General features: G+C 62.5%; 28 protein-coding genes and 1 tRNA gene. 13 read left to right on the top strand and 16 right to left on the bottom strand.

Features of this window, described 5'->3' with window-relative positions; genetic code table 11:
• Positions 1-1228: 1228 nt before the first annotated feature.
• From H6B31_RS12925 to H6B31_RS12905, 5 genes are all read right to left on the bottom strand, one after another.
• On the bottom strand, positions 1229-1504 hold the full coding sequence (locus H6B31_RS12925) for a hypothetical protein (protein WP_204898892.1): 276 nt from the start codon (positions 1502-1504) through the stop codon (positions 1229-1231).
• 14 nt (positions 1505-1518) lie between these two features.
• A complete protein-coding gene (locus H6B31_RS12920) occupies positions 1519-1680 on the bottom strand; it encodes a hypothetical protein (protein ID WP_204898891.1) in 162 nt (53 codons plus the stop codon).
• A complete protein-coding gene (ybeY, locus tag H6B31_RS12915; RefSeq protein ID WP_204898890.1) occupies positions 1677-2411 on the bottom strand; it encodes an rRNA maturation RNase YbeY in 735 nt (244 codons plus the stop codon). Before ybeY ends, H6B31_RS12920 begins: the two co-directional genes overlap by 4 nt.
• Before the next feature lie 63 nt (positions 2412-2474).
• Positions 2475-2699 (bottom strand): helix-turn-helix domain-containing protein, encoded by a 225-nt coding sequence (locus H6B31_RS12910; protein WP_204898889.1) that lies wholly within the window; start codon positions 2697-2699, stop codon positions 2475-2477.
• The gene (locus H6B31_RS12905; RefSeq protein ID WP_204898888.1) at positions 2696-2923 is read right to left on the bottom strand and encodes a helix-turn-helix domain-containing protein; all 228 of its coding nucleotides are present in this window, start codon (positions 2921-2923) and stop codon (positions 2696-2698) included. Before H6B31_RS12905 ends, H6B31_RS12910 begins: the two co-directional genes overlap by 4 nt.
• A gap of 79 nt (positions 2924-3002) precedes the next feature.
• On the opposite strand from H6B31_RS12905, the gene H6B31_RS12900 reads away from it, so the two are divergent.
• Positions 3003-3185, top strand: a complete 183-nt coding sequence (locus tag H6B31_RS12900) for a hypothetical protein (protein WP_204898893.1) — start codon at positions 3003-3005, stop codon at positions 3183-3185.
• 11 nt (positions 3186-3196) lie between these two features.
• Here the strand turns inward: H6B31_RS12900 and H6B31_RS12895 are convergent, their stop codons facing one another.
• From H6B31_RS12895 to H6B31_RS12875, 5 genes are all read right to left on the bottom strand, one after another.
• Positions 3197-4006: an energy-coupling factor transporter transmembrane component T family protein gene (locus H6B31_RS12895; protein ID WP_204898887.1), complete on the bottom strand. Its 810-nt coding sequence runs from the start codon at positions 4004-4006 to the stop codon at positions 3197-3199.
• Between the two features lies 1 nt (position 4007).
• A complete protein-coding gene (locus tag H6B31_RS12890; protein ID WP_204898886.1) occupies positions 4008-4874 on the bottom strand; it encodes an energy-coupling factor transporter ATPase in 867 nt (288 codons plus the stop codon).
• Positions 4875-4953: 79 nt separating this feature from the next.
• Positions 4954-5214, bottom strand: a complete 261-nt coding sequence (locus H6B31_RS12885; protein ID WP_204898885.1) for a hypothetical protein — start codon at positions 5212-5214, stop codon at positions 4954-4956.
• 14 nt (positions 5215-5228) lie between these two features.
• Positions 5229-6086: an energy-coupling factor transporter ATPase gene (locus H6B31_RS12880; RefSeq protein WP_204898884.1), complete on the bottom strand. Its 858-nt coding sequence runs from the start codon at positions 6084-6086 to the stop codon at positions 5229-5231.
• A gap of 39 nt (positions 6087-6125) precedes the next feature.
• Entirely contained in the window at positions 6126-6989 is an 864-nt protein-coding gene (locus tag H6B31_RS12875; RefSeq protein WP_204898883.1) for a class I SAM-dependent methyltransferase, read from the bottom strand.
• Positions 6990-7192: 203 nt separating this feature from the next.
• Here H6B31_RS12875 and H6B31_RS12870 point away from each other — a divergent pair, with 203 nt between their 5' ends.
• Positions 7193-8260: a pyruvate kinase gene (locus H6B31_RS12870; protein WP_204898882.1), complete on the top strand. Its 1068-nt coding sequence runs from the start codon at positions 7193-7195 to the stop codon at positions 8258-8260.
• Positions 8248-8847 (top strand): NAD(P)H-dependent oxidoreductase, encoded by a 600-nt coding sequence (locus tag H6B31_RS12865; RefSeq protein ID WP_204898881.1) that lies wholly within the window; start codon positions 8248-8250, stop codon positions 8845-8847. The genes H6B31_RS12870 and H6B31_RS12865 overlap by 13 nt, the downstream gene beginning before the upstream one ends.
• 73 nt (positions 8848-8920) lie before the next feature.
• Here the strand turns inward: H6B31_RS12865 and H6B31_RS12860 are convergent, their stop codons facing one another.
• Positions 8921-9454, bottom strand: a complete 534-nt coding sequence (locus tag H6B31_RS12860; RefSeq protein ID WP_204898880.1) for a hypothetical protein — start codon at positions 9452-9454, stop codon at positions 8921-8923.
• Between the two features lie 178 nt (positions 9455-9632).
• Between H6B31_RS12860 and polA the strand changes: the two genes are divergently transcribed.
• The 7 genes from polA to H6B31_RS12825 all read left to right on the top strand — a co-directional run bounded on the left by polA (position 9633) and on the right by H6B31_RS12825 (position 18771).
• On the top strand, positions 9633-12317 hold the full coding sequence (gene polA / locus H6B31_RS12855; RefSeq protein ID WP_204898879.1) for a DNA polymerase I: 2685 nt from the start codon (positions 9633-9635) through the stop codon (positions 12315-12317).
• Between the two features lie 906 nt (positions 12318-13223).
• Positions 13224-13493 carry a hypothetical protein gene (locus H6B31_RS12850; protein WP_204898878.1) on the top strand — a complete coding sequence of 90 codons (270 nt, stop codon included), beginning with the start codon at positions 13224-13226 and terminating at the stop codon, positions 13491-13493.
• Between the two features lie 120 nt (positions 13494-13613).
• The gene (locus H6B31_RS12845; protein WP_204898877.1) at positions 13614-14864 is read left to right on the top strand and encodes an ABC transporter substrate-binding protein; all 1251 of its coding nucleotides are present in this window, start codon (positions 13614-13616) and stop codon (positions 14862-14864) included.
• A 340-nt stretch (positions 14865-15204) separates the two neighbouring features.
• Positions 15205-16125 carry a branched-chain amino acid ABC transporter permease gene (locus tag H6B31_RS12840; RefSeq protein WP_087288070.1) on the top strand — a complete coding sequence of 307 codons (921 nt, stop codon included), beginning with the start codon at positions 15205-15207 and terminating at the stop codon, positions 16123-16125.
• Positions 16126-16139: 14 nt separating this feature from the next.
• The gene (locus H6B31_RS12835) at positions 16140-17207 is read left to right on the top strand and encodes a branched-chain amino acid ABC transporter permease (RefSeq protein ID WP_087288068.1); all 1068 of its coding nucleotides are present in this window, start codon (positions 16140-16142) and stop codon (positions 17205-17207) included.
• Positions 17204-18055 carry an ABC transporter ATP-binding protein gene (locus tag H6B31_RS12830; RefSeq protein ID WP_204898876.1) on the top strand — a complete coding sequence of 284 codons (852 nt, stop codon included), beginning with the start codon at positions 17204-17206 and terminating at the stop codon, positions 18053-18055. The genes H6B31_RS12835 and H6B31_RS12830 overlap by 4 nt, the downstream gene beginning before the upstream one ends.
• Positions 18056-18060: 5 nt before the next feature.
• Entirely contained in the window at positions 18061-18771 is a 711-nt protein-coding gene (locus tag H6B31_RS12825) for an ABC transporter ATP-binding protein (protein ID WP_087288065.1), read from the top strand.
• Positions 18772-19264: 493 nt separating this feature from the next.
• On the opposite strand, the gene H6B31_RS12820 is transcribed toward H6B31_RS12825, so the two are convergent.
• Both H6B31_RS12820 and yaaA read right to left on the bottom strand, forming a co-directional pair.
• On the bottom strand, positions 19265-20311 hold the full coding sequence (locus H6B31_RS12820) for a threonine aldolase family protein (RefSeq protein ID WP_204898875.1): 1047 nt from the start codon (positions 20309-20311) through the stop codon (positions 19265-19267).
• Between the two features lie 24 nt (positions 20312-20335).
• Complete coding sequence (gene yaaA / locus H6B31_RS12815; protein WP_204898874.1) at positions 20336-21100, bottom strand: peroxide stress protein YaaA; 765 nt, start codon at positions 21098-21100, stop codon at positions 20336-20338.
• Positions 21101-21241: 141 nt separating this feature from the next.
• Here yaaA and H6B31_RS12810 point away from each other — a divergent pair, with 141 nt between their 5' ends.
• The 3 genes from H6B31_RS12810 (at position 21242) to H6B31_RS17725 (ending at position 23351) form a co-directional block, all read left to right on the top strand.
• Positions 21242-22006: a MerR family transcriptional regulator gene (locus H6B31_RS12810; protein ID WP_204898873.1), complete on the top strand. Its 765-nt coding sequence runs from the start codon at positions 21242-21244 to the stop codon at positions 22004-22006.
• A gap of 143 nt (positions 22007-22149) precedes the next feature.
• Positions 22150-22226 (top strand) — tRNA-Arg (locus H6B31_RS12805).
• Positions 22227-22634: 408 nt separating this feature from the next.
• Positions 22635-23351: a LytTR family transcriptional regulator DNA-binding domain-containing protein gene (locus tag H6B31_RS17725; RefSeq protein ID WP_204898872.1), complete on the top strand. Its 717-nt coding sequence runs from the start codon at positions 22635-22637 to the stop codon at positions 23349-23351.
• 201 nt (positions 23352-23552) lie between these two features.
• Here H6B31_RS17725 and H6B31_RS12795 read toward each other — a convergent pair whose 3' ends face one another.
• The 3 genes from H6B31_RS12795 to H6B31_RS12785 all read right to left on the bottom strand — a co-directional run.
• Positions 23553-24578 carry an acyltransferase gene (locus H6B31_RS12795; RefSeq protein WP_204898871.1) on the bottom strand — a complete coding sequence of 342 codons (1026 nt, stop codon included), beginning with the start codon at positions 24576-24578 and terminating at the stop codon, positions 23553-23555.
• A gap of 159 nt (positions 24579-24737) precedes the next feature.
• A complete protein-coding gene (locus tag H6B31_RS12790) occupies positions 24738-25901 on the bottom strand; it encodes a sodium ion-translocating decarboxylase subunit beta (RefSeq protein ID WP_204898870.1) in 1164 nt (387 codons plus the stop codon).
• 118 nt (positions 25902-26019) lie between these two features.
• Positions 26020-26305, bottom strand: a 286-nt coding sequence (locus H6B31_RS12785; protein ID WP_243419044.1) for a biotin/lipoyl-containing protein, incomplete at its 5' end; no start/stop codon positions are given.

Genomic DNA, 26305 nt, shown 5'->3' with positions numbered 1-26305 from the left:
GCAACTACCATTTTACTGGCTTTTCCTCTTTGAGTCACTCTTTTTATTTACTGTTGCACTTGCATTGTAAATCGGCACGATGGGAAAGTACCCAAAGGATCGCCGGGGGACGCCGCAGGGGCGAACTTCGTTCGCCATGACGGCTTACCCCCGGTCCCCCATTACGGGGGACGCATACCTGTTAGGTCCTGCAATAGTTCCGGCGCGCAAAATCTGAGTGACTTTCCGCCTCTCCTCCCGGCCCACTGGGGCCTGGGTAAGCAAAAATTCCAGGTTCTGCGGCTCCATTCCTGCGCCTGGGTTTGCCGAGCAGACGGTACCGGGTCCGTTGACGGCGGGAGGCCCAAGGGCCTCCCCTACCCAAACCCGGAAGTTCTCCTTAAAACCCGTAGGGGAGGGGCTTGCCCCTCCTGCGGGCCAGTCTGGGACCGGCCCCTACGAAAAGAACGCATCCGCTCCGTTATTCGTTGTAGGGGCGGGTCCACGACCCGCCCGACAGCCTTCCCCTTTAGGGGAAGGTGCCGAGCGTATGCGAGGCGGATGAGGGTGGGCTCCGGAATGGCAGAGGCCCTTCGGCGGGCCGGCCAGTGTCCGGCCCCTACGAAAAAGAAGGGACCGTTTCCAGATTCGCCGTAGGGGCGGCTGTCAGCCGCCCGAAAGCCTTCTCCCTTCTAGGGAGAAGGTGCCGAGCGTATGCGAGGCGGATGAGGGTGGGCTCCGGAATGGCAGAGGCCCCTCGGCGGGCCGGCCAGTGTCCGGCCCCTACGGAAAAGAAGGAACCGCTTCCAGATTCGCCGTAGGGGCGGCACACCGGGCCGCCCGGGAACGTCCCGATGAGGACATTGGGCCCTGCAAAAACGCAGCAGTTCTCGTATCCCCCGTTCCACTGAGCCGCACTTGAGCCCAAGCACGCCAAAAGGCGCGCTTTCTGCCAGGAGGAACAGAACTGAAAGGTTACCAAACCCTCAGCGGCAGCGGTAATAGAACGGAAACTGGTCAGCTGAACCGCCCGCGCCTTTGCGACGACTGCCAAGGCCGCTTAATTGAGGCCCCCGCAAAATGGGGTCCAGGGGCGGCGAATATGAGCGCGAAGCGCTCATCCTGAGCCGCGCCCTGGTGCTTCTCAAGGTGAATTGGCCCGAAGGGCCAAGAGAAGGTGGCCTGGGCCATTGGTTTCTTTCTGGGCATCCAGAAAGAAACTCGCCGCCGGGGCGGCGAAATACCCCTTTTACATTATCTCTTGATCAGAGTTTCCCTTCTCCCACTGTTCCAGCCGCTCCTCGATCCGCCGGAGCTGCTGAGACTGGCTCTGGAGTTCCTTCTCCATGCTCTCCAGCTGTACCACAATCAGTCGCAGCACCGTTGCCGCCGCTGCAATAAGTCCCGTGACCAGCAGGAACGTGACCGTCGAGCTTCCGGCGATGGAGGAAATCATGCTTCCAAAGAGGCAGAAGAACAGTCCCCCGACAATCGTAATCAGCCACACAACAAAAAAGTATGACACCGGCGTTCACCTTCCTATTTCATCAACTTCTTCCACAGCCACCAGAAGGCGGCCAGCGCGGCGCACACCGAGGCGGCCATCACGGCCAGATCCCTGGGGCTGATCTCCAGCTCCACTTCTACAGGTTCTTCTTCCTCCTCCAGGGGGACCAGACGCAGATAGGGGGGTGTGCTCATGGCGTTTCCTCCTCCATTTCCCGGGTAATGCCCAGCTTGTCCAGAATAAACTCCTCATGGACGCGCATCTGCCGCTTCATGGGCCCCTCGTCCATGTGGTCGTAGCCCAGCAGGTGGAGCACCGAGTGGACAGTGAGATAGCTCAGCTCCCGCTCCACGCTGTGACCGAACTCCCCGGCCTGGGCCGCCGCCCGCTCCAGGGAGATGCACATGTCCCCCAGGGGGACCAGTCCGCTCTCCGGGTCCTCGTCCCCCGCCTCCGGCTTCTCCCCCGGCTTTAAGTCAAACATGGGGAAGGACAGCACGTCGGTGGGGCGGTCCACCTGCCGCATCTCCCGGTTCACCTGGTGGATGCCCTCGTCGTCGGTGAGCAGGACGTTGATCTCGCAGGGCAGGTCCACCCCCTCCGCCGCCAGGGCGGAGGAGATCACCCGGCGGAGCAGGTCCTCCGTCCCCTCCGGGACGTCCACCTCGGCCTCCAGCATGATCTGGTGCTCCGGCGCGGGGAGGGCGCCGCCGTTGACCTCCCGCACGTCGGTACGGCCGGCCAGATAGTCCAGCGAAACCTCAAATAGGTCGGCGATCGCCACAAAATTCGAGAAGTTCGGCAGATTTCCATCGGCCTCCAGCCGCTGATAGTTGCGGTAGGCAATGGAAATCGCCTCCGCCGCCTCCACCTGGGTAAGCCCCTTCTCTGCCCGCAGTTCTTTCAGTCTCTCATTGAATATCATGGTTCTTCTCCCATTGACACGTATATTTTTATCGTGTATAATGAGGGCGATAAAAATATCGCTTTACTCTTTTCCGCAGATACTTCGCACGTCGGTGCGGCCCATCAGCCAATCCACAGAAACTCCATAGCAATCCGCAATCTTCATCAGCGTGTCGTAATGCGTTTTGTTCCCGTCCAGCTCCAATCTCTGATAGCTTCTGGGCGGAATGCCAATGGCCTTTGCCGCCTCCTCCTGAGTATAGGAGCGCTCGATCCTCAGCAGTTTCAGCCGGTCATTAAATATCATGCTTCCCGCTTCTCCCCATTGACCGCTCTCCTATCGGTGCGGCCCATCAGCCAGTCAATGGACACTCCATAAAAATCAGCAATCGACAGCAGAGTGTCCCCCCTTGGAGTCGCGCCCAATTCCAGGTCTTGATACCCGCGGGGAGACAGTCCCACGTTCCGCGCAGCCTGTGCCTGGGTCAGCTTGGCCTCTTTCCGCAGAATCCGAATCCGCTCTGAAAACACGGCCCCCGCTCCTCTCCTAAATTCGGTGCTTTTCTAAGATACACACAGCTCTTTCGATCCAAACAAAGGAGGAATTTCCATGGAAAACGAGATCCCCAACATTGTGGACGAGCTCTACCGCTACTTTGTCACTCAGCCGGACCCGAGGTTATGGCCGGAACACCTTCAGTCCAGCCCCATCCAGGGGCACGGGCTCTGGTCCTTCTACCAGGGGCTGCGGCTGGGGATGCAGCTGACGGACGCCTGTCTGGAGAAAATCTGACCCGGGCAATCTTACAGCCCGAAATGTCCCAGGACGCCCACCAGGACCGCGATCACCAGGAAGAACACCAGCACCGCCCAGTCCTTCCCCGCGTATTTCAGCTGGCGCAGGCGGGTGCGCCCCTCTCCGCCGTGGTAACAGCGGCACTCCATGGCCACGGCCAGCTCCTCCGCCCGGCGGAAGGCGGAGATGAACAGGGGCACCAGCAGGGGGATCAGTGCCTTGGCCCGCTGGACCAGGTTGCCGCTCTCAAAGTCGGCCCCCCGGGCCCGCTGGGCGGACATGATCTTGTCGGTCTCCTCAATGAGAGTGGGGATGAACCGCAGGGCGATAGACATCATCATGGCCAGCTCGTGCACCGGCACCTTGATCTTCTTCAGGGGACCCAGCAGGGACTCCAGCCCGTCGGTGAGCAGGATGGGGGAGGTGGTGTAGGTGAGCAGGAAGGTGCCCGCAATGAGCATCAGGATGCGGATGACCATGAAGAAGGCGCTCTGCACCCCCTCCAGGGTGACGGTGAGAATCCACACCTGGAACAGCACGTGCTCCCCCGGGGTGTAGAACAGATTCAAAACGGCGGTGAAGATCAGGATGAACACCACCGGCTTCATGCCCCGGACCAGGGACTTCACCGGCACGGTGGAGACCTTCACGGACAGGGCCAGCAGGGCGAACATGATGGCGTAGGTGACAAAGGACTTGGCCAGAAACAGGGCCACAATATAGATCACCACCGCCAGAATCTTGGTGCGGGGGTCCAGCCGGTGGACCAGGGAGTGGCCGGGAAAATACTGGCCCAGAGTAATGTCTTTCAGTGCCATCTCAGCCCACCCCCTTCTTGGCCAATGCGTCCAGAATGGCCCGCTTGGCCTGCTCCACGGTGTACACAGAGGAGCCCACGTCCACGCCCATAGCCTTCAGGCGGTTGAACACCCGGGTCATCTGGGGAATCCCCAGGCCCATGTCCTCCAGCTCCTGTCCGTGCTGGAACACCTGGCTGGGCGCCCCCTCCAGGGCGATCTTCCCGTCATTGACCACAACCAGCCGGTCCACCGTCCGGGCCATCTCCTCCATGGAGTGGGAGACCATGATGATGGTGGCGTTCTGGGCCTTGTGATAGGCCCGGATGTTGCTCAGGATGGACTCGGTGCCCACCGGGTCCAGTCCGGCGGTGGGCTCGTCCAGGATGAGCACCTTGGGCTCCATGGCGATGACCCCGGCGATGGCCACCCGGCGCTTCTGGCCGCCGGAGAGCTCGAAGGGAGACTGGTTGAGCTGGTCATCCCGCAGGCCCACGAAGTAGGCCGCCGAGCGCACCCGCCGGTCCACCTCTTTCTCGTCCAGGCCCATGTTCTTGGGGCCGAAGGAGATGTCCTTGTACACCGTCTCCTCAAAGAGCTGGTACTCCGGGTACTGGAACACCAGCCCCACCTGAAACCGGGTGCGGCGGGTGGTCTTCAGGTCGGTCCAGATGTCCGTCCCCTGGAACAGGACCTGGCCCGAGGTGGGCTTGAGCAGGCCGTTCAAGTGCTGGATCAGGGTGGACTTGCCCGAGCCGGTGTGGCCGATGATGCCCAGGTACTCCCCGGGGTAGGCGGCAAAGTCCACGTCCACCAGGGCCCCCCGCTCAAAGGGGGTCCCGGCGCTGTAGATATGGGAGAGTTTTTTGGTCTCCAGAATCGCTTCCATCCGTTGTGTTCCGTCCTTATGATATTTAAGATGGTGCGTGTCGAAAATGATCACGCCCTGTAAATTAAACAGAAGTTGATTACAGTTGGTCGGACTGCTTTTCCACTCTATCCAGCCGTTGCCGGAGGAACTTGGTCTCCTCTTCCAAATAGCGCAGGCGCTGATGCAGCCGGGCAATGACAGCTCCCACCACGGCAGCGGCCAGGCAGAACAGGAAGATCGGTCCCGAATCCAGACATAACCCGAAGGTAAAGCCCATGGGGCCGATGAGAAACCATACGACAAAAGCCGATGCCACACCAGCCCAAAGGCAGGGCAGATAGAACCGAAAGGATTTCATTTTGTAAACTCCTTTCAGTTTCTCCGCTGGGCCAGCAGTTCTTTCAGCGCCTGGGCGCACTCCTCGTCGCTGAGGGCGTCCAGGGGCACGTCCAGTCCCTCCTGGCGCAGCTCCCAGAGAAGCTCGGTGGTGTCGGGGACGGTGAGTCCCACGTCCTTGAGGCCCTCCACGTCCTGGAACACCTCCTTGGGGGCGCCGTCGGCCACAATTCTCCCCTTGGCCATGACCACCAGGCGGTCGGCCTGGGCGGCCTCGTCCATGTGGTGGGTGATGAGGACCACGGTGACCCCCCGCTCCCGGTTCAGGGTCTTGATGGTGCGCAGCACGTCGGCCCGGCCGATGGGGTCCAGCATGGCGGTGGGCTCGTCCAGGACGATGCACCGGGGCTCCATGGCGATGACCCCGGCGATGGCGATGCGCTGCTTCTGTCCGCCGGAGAGGAGGTGGGGGGCGTGCTCCCGGTACTGGTACATGCCCACCGCCTTCAATGCGTCGTCCACCCGCCGGCGGATCTCCTCCGGGGGCACCCCCAGGTTCTCCGGGGCGAAGGCCACGTCCTCCTCCACCACGTTGGCCACGATCTGGTTGTCCGGGTTCTGGAACACCATGCCCACCGTGCGGCGGATGTCCAGCAGCTTGTCCTCGTCGGCGGTGTCCATACCGTCCACGTACACCTTGCCCCCGGTGGGGAGCAGGATGGCGTTCATGTGCTTGGCCAGGGTGGACTTGCCGCTGCCGTTGTGGCCCAGGACGGCCACGAAGGAGCCCTCCTCAATGTCCAGGGTCACGCCGTCCAGCACGATGGGGGCCACCCCCTCGGCGGTGATATAGGAGAAGCGCACGTCCTCCACGTTGATAATCGATTTTTCCATGAAGATACCTCGTTGTGCAGGGGCGGCCGCAGGCCGCCCTTACTGAATGGTCCAGCGGCCGGTGGCCCCGCAGGGGAGGACCAGGCCGCTCTCGGTGACGGGCAGGCCCAGCTCATCGGAGACGGTGTGCCCGCCGAACCGCTTGGAGATCAGGGTCTCCAGGATGTAGGTGAGCACCGAGGGGGCCAGGCCGGTGGTGTAGGAGTTCAGGATAATGAACAGGGGCTCTTCGGACAGCACCCCGGAGACCAGCTCCACAAAGGGGTACAGGTTCTCCTCCAGCCGCCACACCTCCCCGGAGGGGCCCCGGCCGTAGCTGGGCGGGTCCATGATGATGGCGTCGTACTTCCGCCCCCGGCGGATCTCCCGCTCCACGAACTTGGCGCAGTCGTCCACGATCCAGCGGATGGGGGCGTCCTCCAGGTGGGAGGACTTGGCGTTCTCCCTGGCCCAGGACACCATGCCCCGGGCGGCGTCCACATGGCACACGCTGGCCCCGGCGGCGGCGCAGGCCACCGTGGCTCCCCCGGTGTAGGCGAACAGGTTGAGCACGTTGATGGGCCGGCCGGCGGAGCGGATCTGCTCCTGGGCCCAGTCCCAGTTGGCGGCCTGCTCGGGGAAGAGGCCGGTGTGCTTGAAGTTCATGGGCTTGATGTTGAAGGTGAGGCTGCCGTAGGAGACGGTCCATCGCTCGGGCATGGATTTATTCTGCCACTGCCCCCCGCCGGTGGAGGAGCGGGCGTACCGCCCCGCGTTGTGCTTCCAGCCCCGGTGGGAGCGGGGGGTATTCCAAATGGCCTGGGGGTCGGGGCGGACCAGCAGCTGGTCCCCCCACCGCTCCAGCTTCTCCCCCCGGGAGCAGTCGATCAATTCATAGTCCTTCCAGCGGTCGGAACGCCACATATGGGAGCCACCTCTCATACAAATTAAAACTAATATAGTATATCATTCCCGCCGGGGACCGTCAATGAAAAGTGGGGACAATTCCGCCTGAATCGGCCCCGCGGGGGAAAGCCCCGCAAAAGATTCCCGCCTCCCCATTGACGGACGCGGGCGGCCGGACCATAATAGGGGGCGAAGGCTTCAATAAGAAAGGTGGATCACCTGTGGATTTATACGGAACGCTGGGCGCCTCCTGCGCCCGGCGGGAGATTTTGACGGCCATGTTTCAGGCGGGGATGACCGGGGCCCGGCTGAACCTGTCCCACACCACCCTCCCGGAGTGCGCCTCCCTGCTGGAGGAGGAGTTCTGGCCCGCCGCCCGGCAGGCGGGGGTGGAGGCCAGCCTGATCGTGGACCTCCAGGGCCCGGAGCTGCGGGTGGGGCGGCTGGAGGAGCCGGTTCCCCTCCAGGAGGGAGGCTCCGCCCTGCTGGGTGCCGGGGGCATTCCCGTCCCCCGGAGCGTGGTGGAGGCCGCCCGGCCCGGGGACCAGATCTCCCTGGACGACAGCGCCCTTCTGCTGACGGTGGAGGAGGCCAATCCTGACTGCCTGACCTGCCAGGTGGAGCGGGGTGGGCTTCTCAAGAGCCGCAAGAGCCTGGCCCTGCTGGGCCGGGAGGTGGACTCCCCCACCCTGACGGCGGAGGACCGGGCCAACCTGGCCCAGGCGGGCCGGTTTGGGGTGACCCACATTCTACAGCCCTTCGTGCGGGGGCGGGAGGACCTCCTGACCCTGCGCTCCGCCCTGGCGGAGCTGGGGCTGGACCAGGTGAAGATCATGGCCAAGATCGAAAACCGGCGGGGAATGGAGAAGCTGGACGAGATTTTGGAGGAGGCGGACGTGATCTGCATTGCCCGGGGGGATCTGGGGAACAGTATGCCCCTGTGGGAGCTCCCCTCCGCCCAGAAGCGCATCGCCCGAACATGCCGGGCGGCGGGGAACCCCTTCTTTGTGGTGACCCAGCTGCTGTGGTCCATGGAGGAGCGGGCGGTGCCCACCCGGGCGGAGGTGAGCGACATCTACAACGCGGTGCTGGACGGCTCCTGCGCCCTGATGCTCACCGGCGAGACCGCCGCGGGCCGCCACCCTCTGGAGGCCATGGAGTACCTGGCCAAAACCGCCCGGTGCGCCCTGCGGGATTTAAACCCGGACGTATCGCTTTTCCCCCCGAAGGGGGTGGAAACCGCAACAAAAACATTGAAATTGGGAGATTCCGTACAATGGAGAACGTGAAACAGATTTTATTTGTCAACGCCTGCATGCGGGGGCCGGAGCGCTCCCGCACCTGGAAGCTGTGCCAGACCTTTTTGAAGGCCTGCAAAAACCGCTGGCCGGAGGCGGAGATCCGGGAGCGGGACCTGACCGCCTCCCCCCTGCCGGTGCTCACCACAGAGCTGGACGACCGGCGGCACCAGCGCTTCCCCGAAAATCCCCGGGACCCCATGTTCGACCCGGCCCACGAGGTGGCCCAGGCCGACCTGGTGGTGATCGGGGCCCCCTACTGGGACCTGACCTTCCCGGCGGCCCTGAAGGTCTATCTGGAGTGGGCCAGCATGCTGGGCGTCACCTTCCGCTACACCCAGGAGGGGGAGCAGGTGGGCATGAGCCGTGCCAGGGAGCTGGTCTTTCTCACCACCGCCGGAGGCCCTCTGGAGGGGCAGAACTACGGCTTCGACTATCTCAAGGGGCTGGCCGCCATGTTCGGCATCCCCTCCGCCCGGTGTCTGTCCGCCCAGGAGCTGGACATCCAGGGCAACGACCAGGAGGCCATTTTACAGGAGGCCCAGGAGCGGGCCGCAGCATTGGCCGCGAACCTCTAAAATACAAAAAATAGAACACAGCCGCCAGCGATGCTGGCGGCTGTGTTAATTTCCAATAGCACAAAACAGGGAATCAGGTTTCCACCACCAGATAGCCGTTGTCCAGCTCCCAGCAGCGCAGGCCCTGGTCCCGGAGGGAGCCGGCCCCCTCCGCGTCGATGTCCTCCCGGATGGCCCGGGCCTCCTCCGGGGTGCGGACGGGATATTCCAGGTAGCTGTCCACCTGGAAGGGGGTGCACAGCGTCACCGCCTCGCCCAGGGGGTTGTCGAAGGCGATGGAGGTCAGGACTCCCTGCTCATAGAGCTTGGTGAATCCCTTGTTGTCGTCCCGGACCGAGGTGACAAAGCCATCCCGGACCTGGACCTGGTATCCGGCTCCTCCGTAGACCGTGGCGCCGTCCGGGTCCTCCTCCACCACCTCCAGCTCTCCCTGCTCAAAGGCCCACAGGGGGCCGTCCCCCTGGGTGAGGGCCTCCGTCTGTTTGGCGTGCAGGCACCAGTGGTAGAAAATCAGGGAAAACAGCGCGATGGAGACCAGCACCGTGGCCGCCAGCAGGGCGGCCAGCCTGCCCCGGGAGATGCGAATGACAGAATTTGTCCGTTCCATGGGGTGCGCCTCCTATTTTCCTATAAAATGGGGTCCTCTATGGCCCCATCATACCAGATCCGATCCCGCATAGCAAGAGAAAGGGACGGGTTTCTCTTGTCCGGATTTGGGAAACCTGATATACTATCCAGGTACAAGATTCTGCTGCTGCACGACGAATTTTGGGAGGAGACCCATTATGAAAAAACTGATGGTCCTGGACGGCAACTCCATTGTCAACCGGGCCTTTTACGGGGTGAGCCAGAACCTCACCACCCGGGCGGGACAGCCCACCAACGCCATTTTCGGCTTTCTGAACATTTTAACGAAACTGCTGGACGAGGGGAAGCCGGACGCCCTGTGCGTCACCTTCGACCGGAAGGCCCCCACCTTCCGGCATCTGGCCTACGAGGGCTACAAGGCCACCCGGAAGGGGATGCCGGATGAATTGGCCAGCCAGCTCCCCCTGCTCAAGGACGTGCTGGCGGCCATGAACATCCCCATGTACGAGCTGGACGGCTGGGAGGCGGACGACCTCATCGGCACCATCTCGGCAAAGGACACCGCCGCCGGGTGGGAGACGGTCATCGTCACCGGGGACAAGGACTCCCTCCAGCTGGTCACCGACACCACCACCGTGAAGCTGGTGTCCACCCGCATGGGCCGCACCACCACCCGTGACATGACCCCGGAGGCCTTCCGGGAGGAGTACGGCTTCGACCCCATCCACATCATCGACCTGAAGGCCCTCATGGGTGACTCTAGCGACAACATCCCCGGGGTGAAGGGGGTGGGAGAGAAGACCGCCATGGCCCTGGTCCAGCGGTACGGCTCCATTGACGACCTGTACGCCGCCCTGCCTGAGGTGGAGATGGCCCCCGGCACCCCCGCCAAGCCCGGGGTGATCAAAAAGCTCACCGAGGGAGAGGACCAGGCCCGCATGTCCTATGACCTGGCCACCATCCACACCGACGCCCCCATCGACTTCGCCCCGGAGAACAACCTCCGGAAGGAGCCCAACGGCCCCGCCCTGTATCAGCTGTTCCTGGACTTGGAATTTGCCAAGCTCATCGACAAGTTCCACCTCACCGCCCCCCAGGGGGAGGGAGCCGTCCAGGAGGAGGCGGCCGCCCAGGTGAACACGGCCAGCGAGGCGGTGGAGACCCGGGAGCGGCTGGAGGAGCTGCTGGCCCTCTGGCGGGGGCTTGACGAGGTGAACGTGCTGGCCCTGCCCTCCCTGGATGTGATCTGCGTGGAGTGGGCGGAGACGGAGAGCCAGCACCGGGCCGCCCTGCTGTTTGCCGGCAAGCTGGAGTGCTACAACGACGCTCTCAAGGCCCTGTTTGCCCCGGATATCAAAAAGGTGGTCCACGGCTCCAAGGAGCTGTGGAAGGGGCTGCTGGACGAGGGAATCACCCCCGGCGGCATCGTCTTTGACACGGAGGTGGCCGCCTATCTGCTGGCCCCCACCGACGGCAGCTACGATTTGGAGAAGCTGGGCATCACCTACTACAACCAGGAGTTCCCCAAGGCCAAGACCTATCTGGAGGAGGGGGCCTTCGGCCCTCTGGCCGACCCGGCCGCCCCCGCCGCCGCCCTGCTGTCCCACACCGCCCTCATCGGGGCCCTGCGGAAGACCCTCTCCCAGCGGCTGGAGGAGCTGGGGCTGAACAAGATTTATCAGGAGGTGGACCTCCCCCTGTGCCCGGTGCTGGCCGAAATGGAGGAAATCGGGGTGCTGGTGGACCGGGGGGCCCTGGTGGCGTTCGGGGAGATGCTCTCCGACGGCATCGACAAGGTGCAGGCCACCATCTATGAACTGGCCGGGGAGGAGTTCAACATCAACTCCACCCAGCAGCTGGGCCGCATCCTCTTTGACCAGTTGGGCCTGCCCCCGGTGAAGAAGACCAAGACGGGTTACTCCACCAATGCGGAAGTGCTGGACAAGCTCCGGGGCAAGCACCCCATCATTGAGCAGATTCTGGACTACCGGCAGCTCACCAAATTGAAGTCCACCTATGTGGACGGCCTGGGCAAGGTGATCGGGGACGACGGGCGCATCCACACCTGCTTCCAGAACACCGTCACCGCCACCGGCCGCCTCAGCTCCGCCGAGCCCAACCTCCAGAACATCCCCATCCGCACCCCTCTGGGGGCGGAGCTGCGCAAGATGTTCGTGGCCGGGCCGGGGATGGCCCTGGTGGACGCGGACTACTCCCAGATCGAGCTGCGGCTCCTGGCCCACATGGCCGGGGACGAGAAGATGATCGAGGCCTTCCGCTCCGGCCGGGACTTCCACACGGTCACCGCCGCCCAGGTGTTCGGGGTGGAGCCCGACCAGGTTTCCGCTGAGATGCGCCGCAGCGCCAAGGCGGTGAACTTCGGCATCGTCTACGGCATCTCCGCCTTCTCCCTGAGCCAGGACATCGGGGTCACCGTGGCCGAGGCCAAGGCGTATATGGACCGTTACTTTGCCACCTACCCCGGCGTGCGGGCCTACATGGACCACGTGGTGGAGCAGGCCAAGGCGGACGGCTATGTGTCCACCCTCATGGGCCGCCGCCGCTGGCTGCCCGAGCTGAAGTCCTCCAACTTCAACACCCGGTCCTTCGGGGAGCGGGTGGCCCTGAACATGCCCATCCAGGGCACCGCCGCCGACATCATCAAGCTGGCCATGCTCCGGGTGCGGGACCGGCTGAAGGCCGAGGGGCTCCGGGGACAGCTGGTCCTCCAGGTCCACGACGAGCTCATCGTGGAGTGCCCCCAGGAGGAGCAGGAGCGGGTGTGCGCCCTCCTCCAGGAGGAGATGGAGGGCGTGTTCCCCCTGTCCGTCCCCCTGGTGGCGGAGACCCACGCGGGGCAGAGCTGGGCGGAGTCTCATTGATGGTTTTTGCAGGGAGTTTCGCCGCCTTTTCTCCTTAAGCCTTCCCCCCTGGGGGGAAGGTGGCCCCGAAGGGGCCGGATGAGGGGGCAGGTTTCGGCCAACTCGTAGGGCGCGACGACTCGGCGTGCCGTTTCGCAGGGGTTTCGCCCTGCGGGGCGAGGTACTTTCCCAACGATGGGAAAGTACCCAAAGGATCGCCGGGGGACGGCTCAGGATGGACACTTCGTGTCCATATTCGCCTTACCCCCGGTCCCCCGTTACGGGGGACGCGTACCTGCAAAGTTAAGCGGAACTTCCGGCGCGCAAAATCTGAGTGGCTGGTCTAAATTTTTGCCGGACCACCGGGCCCTGAGTGAGAGAAAAATTTCAGCGGTGCGGTCCCGCTTCTGCGCCTGGGGATCTCAGCCAACGGTCCGGAGAGCAGTTACCGCCAGACTGGGGACGTCGGCTCGGCAAACTGAGGCGCGGTAGTGGAAGCGTGAACCCTGAAATTTATGCATACGCAGGCCCCCCGTGGGGCCGGACGGAATCGCACCCAGGCACTCCTGACTTTGCGCGCCGGAAGGGCTGTACGATGTTCAAGGGGTAACCCCCGTAAACGGGGTCCGGGGAAAGGCGACTATGAGCACAAAGTGCTCATCTGGAGCCGTCCCCGGCGGCGTTTTGGTGACTTTGCCGCCGCGGGCAAAGTCACTCGCCGCCCGCAGGCGGCGAAACTCCCCGCCCCCGCGAAACAGAATCCGCCCCCTCTGCCCGCCCCAGGCGGACAAAATTCTGTACAGAACGGACATGAAAACAGGAGCGCTCCCCCCGGATTCTGGTGGAAACGTCCATTGACGAATGGAGGGGGGTGTTTTACAATAAAACAAACTTAAAGTTTGATTTTTGCAGAAAGGAGCCGCCGCCATGTATCCGTATGCTGAGACCTCTATGTGGATGAATGCCTCTGCCGGTTGTGGAACAGAGGCGGCTTTCTGTTGCTCTGCCCGTCGGAACCACTCCGCCTCCCACACTGCCCGGATTCTGGACACCATGGTAATGGTGTCCATTTTTGCTATTCTGGGGGTAGTGGGCGGCGTGCTGGCGGCGCTCCTGCTTCTGGCAGGGGTACTGCTGATTATGCTGGCCCGGATTTCCCGGGCCGGGGCTCCAAAGAGACGGCTGCTTACCATTTAAGTTTCGGTAAAGAAGCGGCTTCGTTCTTTGGAGCGGAGCCGCTTTTTTATATTCCGTGCCCTGGGGCGGACCCGCTCCTCTCCTCCGGCACAAATCCATTGAAAAAAGGAGTAACATGACATGAACAGCAAAAAGTTTCTTGCCTTCACCATGGCCGCGGCCATGACGCTGTCCCTGGCCGCCTGCGGCGGCAACGGCGGAAGCGCCAGCAGCGCCGGCGGCTCCAGCGCCAGCGCCTCTGCCGGCGATACCACCGGCACCGCCTCCGGCAATTTTGTGAAAGAGGTGGTTGATCCCACCGGCGCCGCCTTCAAGATCGGCGCCACCGGCCCCCTCACCGGCGACGCCTCCATCTACGGCCTGGCCGCCTACCGGGGCGCCCAGATTGCGGTGAACGAGATCAACTCTGAGGGCGGCGACATCCAGTTCGAGCTGAACTACCAGGACGACCAGAACGTGCCCGAGACCGCCGTCAACGCCTTCAACAACCTGAAGGACTGGGGCATGCAGATCTCCCTGGGCTCCGTCACCACCCAGCCCGGCATCGCCACCTCCCAGTACAACTTCGAGGACCGGATCTTCGCCCTGACCCCCTCCGCCTCCTCTCCCGACGTCATCGCCAACAAGGACAACGTGTTCCAGATGTGCTTCTCCGACCCCAACCAGGGCCTGGCCTCCGCCCAGTATATCTATGAGCAGAACCTGGGCGAGAATGTGTACATCATCTGGAAGAATGACGACGTGTACTCCACCGGCATCAAGGACCAGTTTGTGGCCGAGGCCGAGGAGCTGGGTCTGAACATCGTGGGCGACTCCACCTTCACCACCGACACCTCCAATGACTTTACCGTCCAGCTCACCGACGCCCAGCAGAAGGGCGCCGATCTGGTCTTCCTGCCCATGTACTATCAGCCCGCCTCTCTGATCCTCACCCAGGCCGACTCCATGGGCTATGAGCCCAAGTTCTTCGGCGTGGACGGCATGGACGGCATCCTGACCATGGAGGGCTTCGACGCCTCCCTGGCCGAGGGCGTTATACTGCTGACTCCCTTCAACGCCGACGCCACCGACGACGCCACCGTGGCCTTCGTCACTGAGTATGAGAGCCTCTACGGCGAGACCCCCAACCAGTTTGCCGCCGACGCCTACGACTGCATCTACGCCCTGAAGCTGGCTCTGGAGACCGCCGGCTGCACCCCCGACATGACCGCTGAGGCCATCAACGACGCCCTGATCGCGGCGTTCCCCACCATCACCCTGACCGGCCTCACCGGCGACGGCGAGGGCATCACCTGGGACTCCACCGGCGCGGTGTCCAAGGCCCCCAAGGGCATGGTCATCGAGAACGGCGCTTACGTGGGCATGGACTAAGGTCCCCGCTCCCGGCGTCTGACAAACCACTTCCCTTCCCTGGACGGGCCGCCTTCTCTGGGGCGGCCCCGTCCGGGGCGGGGTGCTGTAAATGAGAGAGGGGACGCATCGGAAAGGAGCCGGAGGGCTCCACAGGCTGTCGAGAACTCTCCGGATTAAGATTTCGGAGGGAAAGATAGTGTGAAAGAAAACCGTCAGGGTTGTCTTTCACGTGCAATCAGGCTACTTTTCAGAATGTTCTAACATTCTGAAAAGTGCTGCACAGCTTGTCGAAACAACCGTTTCGACAAGCTGTGCTCCGGCTGTTTTCCGGTGCGCCCCGGAAAAAAGGGGAATCAATATGGATATTACCATTATCCTGAATTATCTGATCCGTGGCTTGAGCCTGGGCAGCGTGTACGCCATCATCGCCCTGGGCTACACCATGGTCTACGGCATCGCCAAGATGCTGAACTTTGCCCACGGCGACGTCATCATGGTGGGCGGGTACGTCTGCTTCTTCGCCATGAGCGGGCTGTCAGGCAATTTCGCCGAGGGTTCTGTGGCCGCCACGGTGGTGCCCGCCGTGGCGGGGACCCTGCTGGCCATGGCGGTGTGCACCGTGCTGGGCGTGGTCATCGAGCGCCTGGCCTACAAGCCGCTGCGGCAGGCGCCGTCTCTGGCGGTGCTCATCACCGCCATCGGCGTGAGTTACTTTTTACAAAACGCGGCGCTGCTGCTGTGGTCCTCCAACCCCAAGGTGTTCACCCCGGTCACCGGCCGGGGCAGCCTGCAGGTGGGAGCGCTGTCCATCAGCTATGTGACGCTGCTCACCATTGCGGCCTGTATCATCATCATGGTGGTCCTCACCGCCTTCACCAGCCGCACCAAGCTGGGCAAGGCCATGCGGGCCGTGTCTGAGGACAAGGGGGCGGCCCAGCTCATGGGCATCAACGTGAACGCCACCATCTCCCTCACCTTCGCCATCGGCTCCGCCCTGGCGGCCATCGCCGGGGTGCTGTACATGTCCGCCTACCCCACTCTGACCCCCACCACCGGCTCCATGCCCGGCATCAAGGCCTTTACCGCCGCGGTGTTCGGGGGCATCGGCTCCATTCCCGGGGCCATGCTGGGCGGCCTGCTGCTGGGCGTGATCGAGATTTTCGCCGGCGCTTACATCTCCACCCAGCTCCAGAACGCCATCGTCTTTGCGGTGCTCATCGTGGTGCTGCTGGTGAAGCCCGCCGGTCTGCTGGGCAAGATGGTCCAGGAGAAAGTGTAAAGGGGGCGGAGAGTATGAATCGAATTCTGCAAATGAAAAAATCCACCCGCTCCAGCCTGTTTACCTACGGACTGGTCATCGGGGCCTACCTGATCATTCAGCTGCTGCGCTCCTTCCGGGAGGGCGGCGTGGGCTCGGTGCTGGAGGGGCAGCTGGTCCCCATCTGCGCCTATGTGACCATGGCCCTGGCCCTCAACCTGGTGGTGGGCGTCTCCGGCGAGCTGTCCCTGGGCCACGCGGGCTTTATGAGCATCGGCGCCTTTGCCGGCTGCTCGGTGGCCGCCGCCCTGCAGAACAGCGTGGAGATGGAACCCCTCCGTCTGGCTCTGGCCATGGTGCTGGGCGGCGTGATCGCCGGCATCTTCGGCTTTCTCATCGGCGTGCCGGTCCTCCGCCTCAACGGCGACTATCTGGCCATCGTCACCTTGGCCTTCGGCGAGATTATCAAGAGCCTGGTCACCAACGTCTATCTGGGCGTGGATGAGAACGGCCTGCACTTCAGCTTCCTGAGCGACAACACCAATCTCTCCGAGACCGGTGTGGAGCTCATCCGGGGCCCCGTGGGCGTCACCAACTCCGCCCGCATCGCCACCTTTACCGCCGGCGTGGTGCTGGTGCTGGTGGCCCTGTTCGTGATCTTCAATCTGGTGAACAGCCGCACCGGCCGGGCCATCATGGCCGCCCGGGACAACCGGATTGCCGCCGAGAGCGTGGGCATCAGCGTCACCAAGTACAAGATGATCGCCTTTGTCACCTCCGCCGTCCTGGCGGGGGCCGCCGGCACCCTGTACGGCTGCGGCCAGGTCACCTTTACCGCCACCAAGTTCGACTTCAACACCTCCATTCTGATCCTGGTGTTTGTGGTGCTGGGCGGCCTGGGCAACATGTGGGGCTCAGTGATCGCCGCCGCCGCCCTGACCATCCTGCCCGAGGCCCTGCGCCAGTTTGCCGACTACCGGATGCTGGTGTACGCCATCGTGCTGATTCTGGTCATGCTGGCCACCAACAACCCCACGTTGTGGAATTTCATCGCCCGTGTGCGTGAGGAGCGCCAGGAGAAGAAAGAAGGTGCCAAACAATGAGCCGAATTCCCAAGGAGCCCGTCAAGCTGGTCACCGTCCCAAGCCCCAACAAGATCCCTGAGCGGGACATTGACAAGAGCCCCATTCTGGAGTGCCAGCATCTGGGCATCGACTTCGGCGGCCTGTCTGCCGTCAAGGACTTCAACATGGCCATCGGCCGCACCGAGATCGCCGGCCTCATCGGCCCCAACGGCGCGGGCAAGACCACCGTTTTCAACCTGCTCACCAAGGTGTATCAGCCCACCCGGGGCACCATCCTGCTGGACGGGGTGGACACCCACAACATGAACACCGTCCAGGTGAACAAGGCGGGCATCGCCCGCACCTTTCAGAACATCCGCCTGTTCAACAACCTGACGGTGGAGGACAACGTGAAGCTGGGCCTTCACAACCACATCGGCTACGGATTCTGGAGCGGCATCTTCCGCCTGCCCAGCTATTGGAAGGAGGAAAAGGTAGCCCACGAGCGGGCCATGGAGCTGCTGTCTATTTTCGACATGGGCTATCTGGCCAAGTACAAGGCGGGCTCCCTGCCCTACGGTGCCCAGCGGAAGCTGGAGATCGTCCGGGCCCTGGCCACCAACCCCAGCCTGCTCCTGCTGGACGAGCCGGCGGCGGGCATGAACCCCTCCGAGACCGCCGAGCTTATGGAGAACATCGTGAAGATCCGGGACACCTTCGGCATCGCCATTCTGCTCATCGAGCACGACATGAGCCTGGTCATGGGCATCTGCGAGGGCATCGCAGTTCTGAACTTCGGCCAGATCATCGCCAAGGGCACCCCGGACGAGATCAAAAACGACCCGGTGGTCATCGAGGCCTACCTGGGCAAGAAAAAGGAGGCGTAAGGCCGATGGAGACACTTCTGAACGTAGAGGGCATCAATGTCTACTATGGGGCCATTCACGCCATCAAGGACATCTCCTTCCACGTGAATGAGGGGGAGATCGTCACCCTCATCGGAGCCAACGGCGCGGGCAAGACCACCACCCTGCAGACCATCTCCGGCCTGCTCCGGTCCAAGACCGGGAGCATCACCTTTGAGGGGCAGAACATCAGCAACGTGCGCGCGGACAAGCTGGTGGCCCGGGGCCTGGCCCAGGTGCCCGAGGGCCGCCGGGTATTCCTCCAGATGTCGGTGGAGGAGAATCTGGAGATGGGGGCCTACACCCAGTCCCCCTCCGGCGTCCCCGCCGATCTGGAGATGGTGTTTGAGCTCTTTCCCCGGCTGAAGGAGCGCCGCCGCCAGGTGGCCGGCACCCTCTCCGGCGGCGAGCAGCAGATGCTGGCCATGGGCCGGGCCCTCATGTCCCACCCCAAACTGCTCATGCTGGACGAGCCCTCCATGGGTCTGGCCCCCATCCTGGTGGAACAGATCTTTGAGATCATCCAGAACCTGAACAAGAACGGCTCCACCATCCTTCTGGTGGAGCAGAACGCCCAGATGGCCCTGTCCGTGGCCCACCGGGGCTACGTGCTGGAGACCGGCCGCGTGGTCACCACCGGCACCGGCGAGGAGCTCATCGAGAGCCCCGAGATCAAAAAGGCCTACCTGGGCGGGTAACCTACTTTCTTTGAACAGAAAGTAGGCAAAGAAACTTTCTGCGAAACTTCGTTTCGCTTCTGAGGAACTATCAGGTTTCGGAGGGAAAGATAGTGTGAAAGAAAACCGTCAGGGTTTTCTTTCACGTGCAATCAATCCACGTTTCAGAATGAAGTTCTGAAACGCGGTGCAAAGAAATTTTCTGCGAAACTGCGTTTCGCCTCTGCCTGGTTTGGACCGTGAGCGTTTCACGCTGGTGCTATTTTTTGTATACAAGTAAAACAGGGGCGGCCCCATCGGGCCGCCCCTCTTTCGATTTATCGTATTTCAAGATACGGCGGGCCGGCCAGTGTCTGGCCCCTACGAAAAAGAAGGAAACGCTTCCAGATTCGCCGTAGGGGCGGGTCCCAGACCCGCCCGTCCCTGAGATTCCATCCCATGTAGGGCGCGGCCTCCCGGACGCGCCGCCTCACGGCATTCCGTAGGGGCGGCACACCGGGCCGCCCGCCTGTTTTTACGCCTGCCCGCAGATGGCGTGAATATCCCGGCACAGCTCCTCCACCGCCTGGGGCGTGGTGGCCCAGCTGGTGCAGAAGCGGACGACAGACCGCCCGTCCTCCAGGTCGGCCCAGTGGTTGAAGCTGTACTTCCGGGCCAGGGCCTCCCGCTGCTCCCGGGTGAGGACGGGGAACTGCTGGTTGGTGGGGGAGTCAAAGGCCATCTCCACCCCGCAGTCCCGGAAGGTGTCCCGGATGCGCCGGGCCTGCTCCACCGCCTGGCGGCCCAGCTGGAAATAGAGGCCGTCCTCAAAGAGGACCTCGAACTGGATGCCCAGCAGCCGCCCCTTGGCCAGCATGCCCCCCATGCGTTTGACCATGTACCGGAAGTCCCGCTGGATGGCCAGGTTGGGGATGACCACCGCCTCCCCCAGGAGGGCCCCCACCTTGGTGCCGCCGATGTAGAACACATCGGAGAGCTGGGCCAGGTCGGCCAGGGTCACGTCGTTCTCCGGGGCAGCCAGGCCGTAGCCGCACCGGGCCCCGTCGATATACAGGGGGATGTGCCGCTGCCAGCACACCTGGTGGATGGCCTTCAGCTCCGCCTTGGTGTACAGGGTGCCCAGCTCGGTGGGCTGGGAGAGGTAGACCAGGCCGGGCTGGACCGTGTGTTCGTGGCTGGGGTCGGTCCAGTGGGCGGCGCACAGCTTGGCGATCTGCTGGGCGGTAATTTTCCCGTCTTTGCTGGGGAGGGCCAGTACCTTGTGCCCGGTGGCCTCCACCGCCCCGGTCTCGTGGGTGTTGATATGGCCGGTGTCGGCGCAGACCACCCCCTGGTAGGGCTTTAAAATGGCGGCGATGACGATCTGGTTGGCTTGGGTGCCGCCGCTTACAAATTCGATGGTGGACTGGGGCAGGCCGCAGGCCTGCCGGATCAGGGTCTTAGCCCGCTCGCAGTGCTCGTCCTTCCCATAGCCGGGGGTCTGCTCCAGATTGGTCTCCAGCAGCCGCTCCAGGATCTTGGGGTGGGCCCCCTCGCTGTAGTCGCATTCAAAACGCAGCATATGAAATCGTCCTTTCTTCTCATCTCACACTGAGCTTGATGGGCTCGTTTTCAAAAAAACCATCCGCGCCCTGGTGGAGCGGTCCGGATCGTACCGGTACCCCAGCCCCTGAAAGGTGAGCAGGCCGTCGGGGTGGGTTGTTCCCGTCTCCGCCAGCCACCGGACCATCTCGCCCCGGGCCATTTTGCACAGGGTCCCCTTCTCCACCACCTTGCCGTCGGGGCGCAGCTCCCCAAATACGCAGGTGACCACCCGCACCGAGGGGAACAGGTGGGGAAGGACCGCCCGGCTGTACTCCTTGGAGGCCAGATCCAGCACCCAGCCGCTCTCCCCCGCCAGGGCCCGGGCCAGCTTCTCCCCCCAGAAGGCGTACAGGTCCCGGCAGCCGTCCACCGCCAGCCTGGCCCCCATCTCCAGCCGGTAGGGGACCACCCCGTCGAAGGGGCGGAGCAGGCCGTAAAAGCCGGAGAGGATGCGCAGATGCTCCTGGAGGAACTTGTATTGCCCCGTCTCAAACACCCGTGCACCCATGGTCTGGTACTGGATGCCCACATAGGACAGGAGGGCGGGGGTGAGGCTGTGCTCCAGGTCCATGGTCCGCAGCCGCTCTACATTGAGGGCGGCAATGGCGTCGTTGCACTTCCACAGCTTCTGGAGCTCCGCAGGCGAGAGGTTCCGCAGGGCGGTGAGCAGCCGTCCGGTCTCCGGCAGAAACCCGGGCAGCCCCCGGGGCGGCAGGGTGTCTCGGTCCTCCCGCATCTGCTTGGCGGGGGAAATGATGATCCGCATGGCGGCCTCCTTTTGGGAAATTGATCCATATAAAACCGGCGTCTGTTTTATTATAATATTTTCGTGGGAAAAAACAAGGAAAAAAGTCCTTGACCTTGACGGTGCGTCAACTGGTACTATAGGACCCGAGGAGGGATTTGGATGGAATATACGATCCGGGAGCTGGCGGACCTGTCCGGAGTGACCACCCGCACTCTGCGCTGGTACGACCAGATCGGTCTGCTCAAGCCGGGCCGGGTGGCGGAGAACGGCTACCGCTACTACGGCCCGGCCCAAGTGGACCGGCTGCAGGACATCTTGTACTACCGGGCCCTCGGGGTGGAGCTGGCCCAGATCAAGGCCTGCCTGGACGATCCCTCCTTTGACCGGCTCGCCGCCCTCCGCGGCCACCTGACTGCTCTGGAACAGGAGCAGGCCCGGCTGGAGGCGCTGATCCGTTCGGTACGCAAGACCATTTCGGCACAGGAAAGGAAGGAACTTATGAACGATCAGGAGAAATTTGAGGCGCTGAAGCAGCAGATTGTCACCACCCACGAGGAGCGCTATGGCCGGGAGGCCCGTCAGAAGTACGGAGACCCCATGGTGGATGCCGCCCAGAACGCCGTACGCAATTTGACCCAGGAGCAGTACCGGGAGTGGAAGGAGCTGGAGGAGGAGATCCAGCGCCGCTTGGAGGCGGCCGTTCAAGCCGGCCTCGGTCCGGACAGTCAGGAGGGCCGGGAGGTCGCCCGTCTCCACAAACGCTGGCTGACGGTCACCGGGAACGCCTACGATCCGTCCATGCACATGGGGCTGGCCCAGCTCTACATCCAGGACGAGCGCTTTACCGCCTACTACGACCGGACGGTCCCCGGCTGCGCCCGCTTCCTCTGCGATGCGGTGTGCCGCTGGGCAGATCAGATCTGATCTGATCTGATTTTGCGCCGGGGAGGGCCCCTCCCCGGCATTTTAAAAAAAGAAAAAATTTTTTAAAAAAACACTTGCCAAAGATTCTCTTCTATGCTATACTAATCAAGCCGTCAGGGGAGAGCCCCCTGTGGAAATGAGTTGCGGCTGTAGCTCAGTTGGATAGAGTGTTTGGCTACGAACCAAAAGGTCGCGGGTTCGAATCCCTCCAGCCGTACCAAAACAAAAGGCAACTGCGAAAGCAGTTGCCTTTTGTTTTGGGTTCCGGCCGCCGGAGGCGGCCTCCACCCTTTGGGATTTCAAATGCTCGGCGGAAGTGAATTCCGCCTGCGCCGAGGTTTTGCCTGGGGCAAAACGCTCGCACGGCGCAAAGGCGCCGCCGGCCAGAAGGCCGGTAGGCCGGCTCCCTCCCGTGTGTTCATTTCATAACCCGTATTTCAAATCTCTATTTTAAACGATCTTCCAAACAGAAAGGCATGATTTGTTCTGTGTCTTTCTGTTTGGTTTTCTTTCCCGAGGGACCCCCCTTCCCCTTCTTCCGCGAGTCTCATTCCAGCGGACGCGGCTATTTCATTTTTTTCTGGATGTGGTATAATGGACCAACAACATAGAGAGGAGGCAGCATTCTGTGTATCAAATCGCCGTCTGTGACGACGAGCAGTCCGACCTGCACCAGTCCGTTCAGCTCACCGAGCGCATCTTGCAGGAGGCGGAGATTCCCTGCGATGTCACCGCCTACGGTAGCGGCGTGGACCTTCTGCGCGAAATTCAGCAGGGCAGGCATTTCGATCTTCTGCTTTTGGATGTGATCATGGATGCGCTGGACGGGATGGCGCTGGCCAGCCATCTGAAAGAGCAGGCCGCCCCCCCGGATATTGTATTCATCTCCACCGACCGGGACATGGCTCTGCTGGGCTATCACGTAAACGCCAAGCGCTACCTGGCCAAGCCGCTGGATCGGGATGAACTGCGGGAGGCCCTGCTGCACTGCTATCAGGAGATGCGGCGGCGCACGGGAGGCAGTGAACAGCTTCTCCTCCCCACCGATACAGGTCAACTCCGCGTCTCCCTCAGAGACATCCGGTACGCCGAGCCCAGCGGGCGGCACACCTGCCTGCACCTCACAGAGGGACAGGAGATCGTCCGGCTCCCCCTCTCCCGGCTGGCGGAGCGCCTGCCGGAATCGCAGTTCATCTACTGCCACCGAACTGTTCTGGTCAATCTGGCCTTTGTTCACCGGCTCCGGCAGCGGGATCTGGAGCTCACCAGCGGGGAAATCCTCCCGGTCAGCCGTTACCGCTTCGCTCAGGTGCGTCAGGCGCTGCTGAATCTCCTTGATGCCTGAGGGGAATGGACTGACAGAGCCGGTAAAATCAGCTCCCTGCTCTATACGGAGCAGGGAGCCATAACGCGCTGTGATCTGTTGATCATCCCTTTACCGAAGCCGGGCTGCTGCCCGGCTTCTTTTTTGTCCTCGGGGCCGGCGGGGCGCAATCTGGTAGTGGAGCCGGAAAGCTTCCTAACACCGCCTCTGCGCGCTCCATCGTCAGACAAGTCCCCGGCGCAAAACGGGAATCTTGGACACGACGGCCGCAAACAGCAGCGAGATCAGGACCGTCACTCCCAGCCGCACCCCCACAAACATCAGAATGCTCATTTGCGCCCCCGCCGTCCGGGTCACCGCCTCCAACACCAGGACGTGGACCCAGTAGATCCCAAACACCCGGTTGGACAGCCAGGCCATGGGGGCCGAGAGGGCCGCCTCTACTTTGGCGTGGTTCTCAAAAAAAGTGCGGACCAGGACAAATACCGCCGCCGCGGTGAAGTAGTGGTGCAGGCGGTAACCTCCGTTAAAGGGCAGCAGAATGGACTGCGGGGAGGCCTGTCTCAGGTTTCCCAGGGCCGCGATGAGATAGGTCGCCGCGCCCAGAACGTACAGCAGCCGCCGCGCCCGGGGCGTCAGCTTCCGGCCTCCCAGCCAGTATCCCAGCAGGAAATAGCCCAGATACCCCTCCATCAGCGGGCCGAACAGATGGATGTACACCGGCTGGGCCAAATTGAGTATAGGCTGAATGGCAGTGGGAAACAAAATGATTCCCACCAGCAGAAGGAGCTGATTCCCACTGCAGCCCTCCGTCATTCTCTTTAAAAAGGGGCACAGAAGATAGATCCCCAGCAGGGTGTAGACAAACCACATGTGGTAGCTGTGCCCCTGATTGAGCAGACCGGCGAGGAAGTCCCGCAGCCGGAAGGTCTCTCCGCGCATCAGGAGACTCCCCCCGTAGTAGATGAGATTCCACACCACCAGGGGAATCCCAAGCTTGGGCAGATTTTTGCGGTAGAATGGTCCAATCTGACGCGTCCCCTCCCGCGAGAGCATCAGGTATCCGCTCAGCATGAAGAACAGCGGAACCCCCACCCGGGTGAAGGCGTCCAATGCAACGCACAGCTTCCAGGACGGGGCGCCGTACACTCCGGTGTTGGTGACCACCGGCACAAGGGTGTGGAGGAGAAGAACCGAAAAAATGGCAAAGCATCGGAGGAAATCCAAATAGGCCGCACGCTGTCTCATAATTACCTCCCGCCGCCGGGCCCCGTCCGTAGACCGGCCCCAGAGCGCTCTCTTTATTTGCGCTGCTGAAAAAGGAAAATGTCCCCTGTCCCGAATACCGAGACAAGGGACATTTCCTTCCACTTCAAAAGGAACTAAAATTGAGGTTATAAACCGGAATCAGCCGCCGAAGACCTTGATCATAAAGCCCGCAGCGACCGCGGAGCCGATGACGCCGGCCACGTTGGGACCCATGGCGTGCATCAGCAGGAAGTTGGAGGGGTTCTCCTTCTGGCCCACCACCTGGGACACACGGGCGGCCATGGGGACGGCGGACACGCCGGCGGAGCCGATGAGGGGATTCACCTTGCCGCCGGTGACAAAGTACATGATGTCGCCGAAGAGCACGCCGCCGGCCGTGGACAGGCAGAAGGCAAACAGGCCCAGGAAGATAATCTGCAGGGTCTGCACCGTCAGGAAGCTGTTATAGGTGGCCTTGAAGCCCACAGACAGGCCCAGAGCGATGGTGACAATGTTCATCAGCGCGTTCTGAGCGGTGTCGGACAGACGGTCGCACACGCCGCACTCCCGGAACAGGTTGCCCAGCATGAGCATGCCGATCAGAGGAGCGGTGTCGGGCACCAGCAGAATCACGAAGATTGTAACCAGAATGGGGAAAATGATCTTTTCCGTTTTGGAGACAGGACGGAGCTGCGTCATCTTGACCTTGCGCATCTCTTTGGTGGTCAGCAGCTTCATAATGGGGGGCTGGATCAGCGGGATCAAGGCCATATACGAGTAAGCCGCGATGGCAATGGCCGGGAGCAGGTCAGATGCCAGTTTCGAGGACGTCAGGATAGCCGTGGGGCCGTCCGCGCCGCCGATGACGCCGATGGCCGCCGCCTCGCAGGGCTTAAAGCCCAGAGCCAGTGCCACCAGGAAGGCGGTGAAGATGCCCAGCTGGGCGGCAGCGCCCAGCAGCAGGGACATGGGATTGGCCAGCAGGGGGCCGAAGTCCGTCATTGCGCCGATTCCCATAAAGATAATCGACGGGTAGATGGCGTACTGAACACCCTGATAAATCACCCACATGAAGCCAACACTGCCCGTATGGCTGACTGCATCATACACCGGCTCGTTAAACAGGCCGGTCAGAGGAAGGTTGGCCAGAAGCATGCCAAACGCAATGGGAACTAACAGCAAAGGCTCAAAGCCCTTGCCAATGCCAAGATAGAGCAAAACACATGCGATCACGATCATGACCAGCTGCCGCCAATCGGTGGGAATGGCAGCGAAGCCTGATCCACTCAAGATCGCAGACATTACAGTGGAAAAAAACTCCATTCTATTCTCCTTTTCATAACTCAACCGAAATGACCAAACCGGTCACCGGCAAAGACGGATGTACCCACTGGGAGAGTTCACCCTCTCACAGTGCCGTTCGCGGGGGGAGGAAAGCGCATTACCCCAGAGTCACCAGCAGGTCGTCGGTGTTGACGGTGGCGCCGGTGGACACGGCGATGGCCTTGACAGTGCCGTCCACAGGGGCGGACACCTCAATCTCCATCTTCATGGCCTCCAGAACGATCAGCACGTCGCCGGCCTTCACGCTCTGGCCCACGGTGCACTCGATCTTGAAGATGCTGCCGGGCATGGGGCTGTTCACCGGGGTCTCGCCGGCGCCCACAGAGACGGGAGCGGCGGCGGGGGCCGGAGCAGGCTCAGCCGCCGCTCCCGTCTCTGTGGGC

It is taken from the genome of Pseudoflavonifractor capillosus, assembly GCF_016899775.1.
GTDB lineage: Bacteria > Bacillota > Clostridia > Oscillospirales > Oscillospiraceae > Lawsonibacter.
This window is presented reverse-complemented; position numbering and strand designations above follow the sequence as displayed.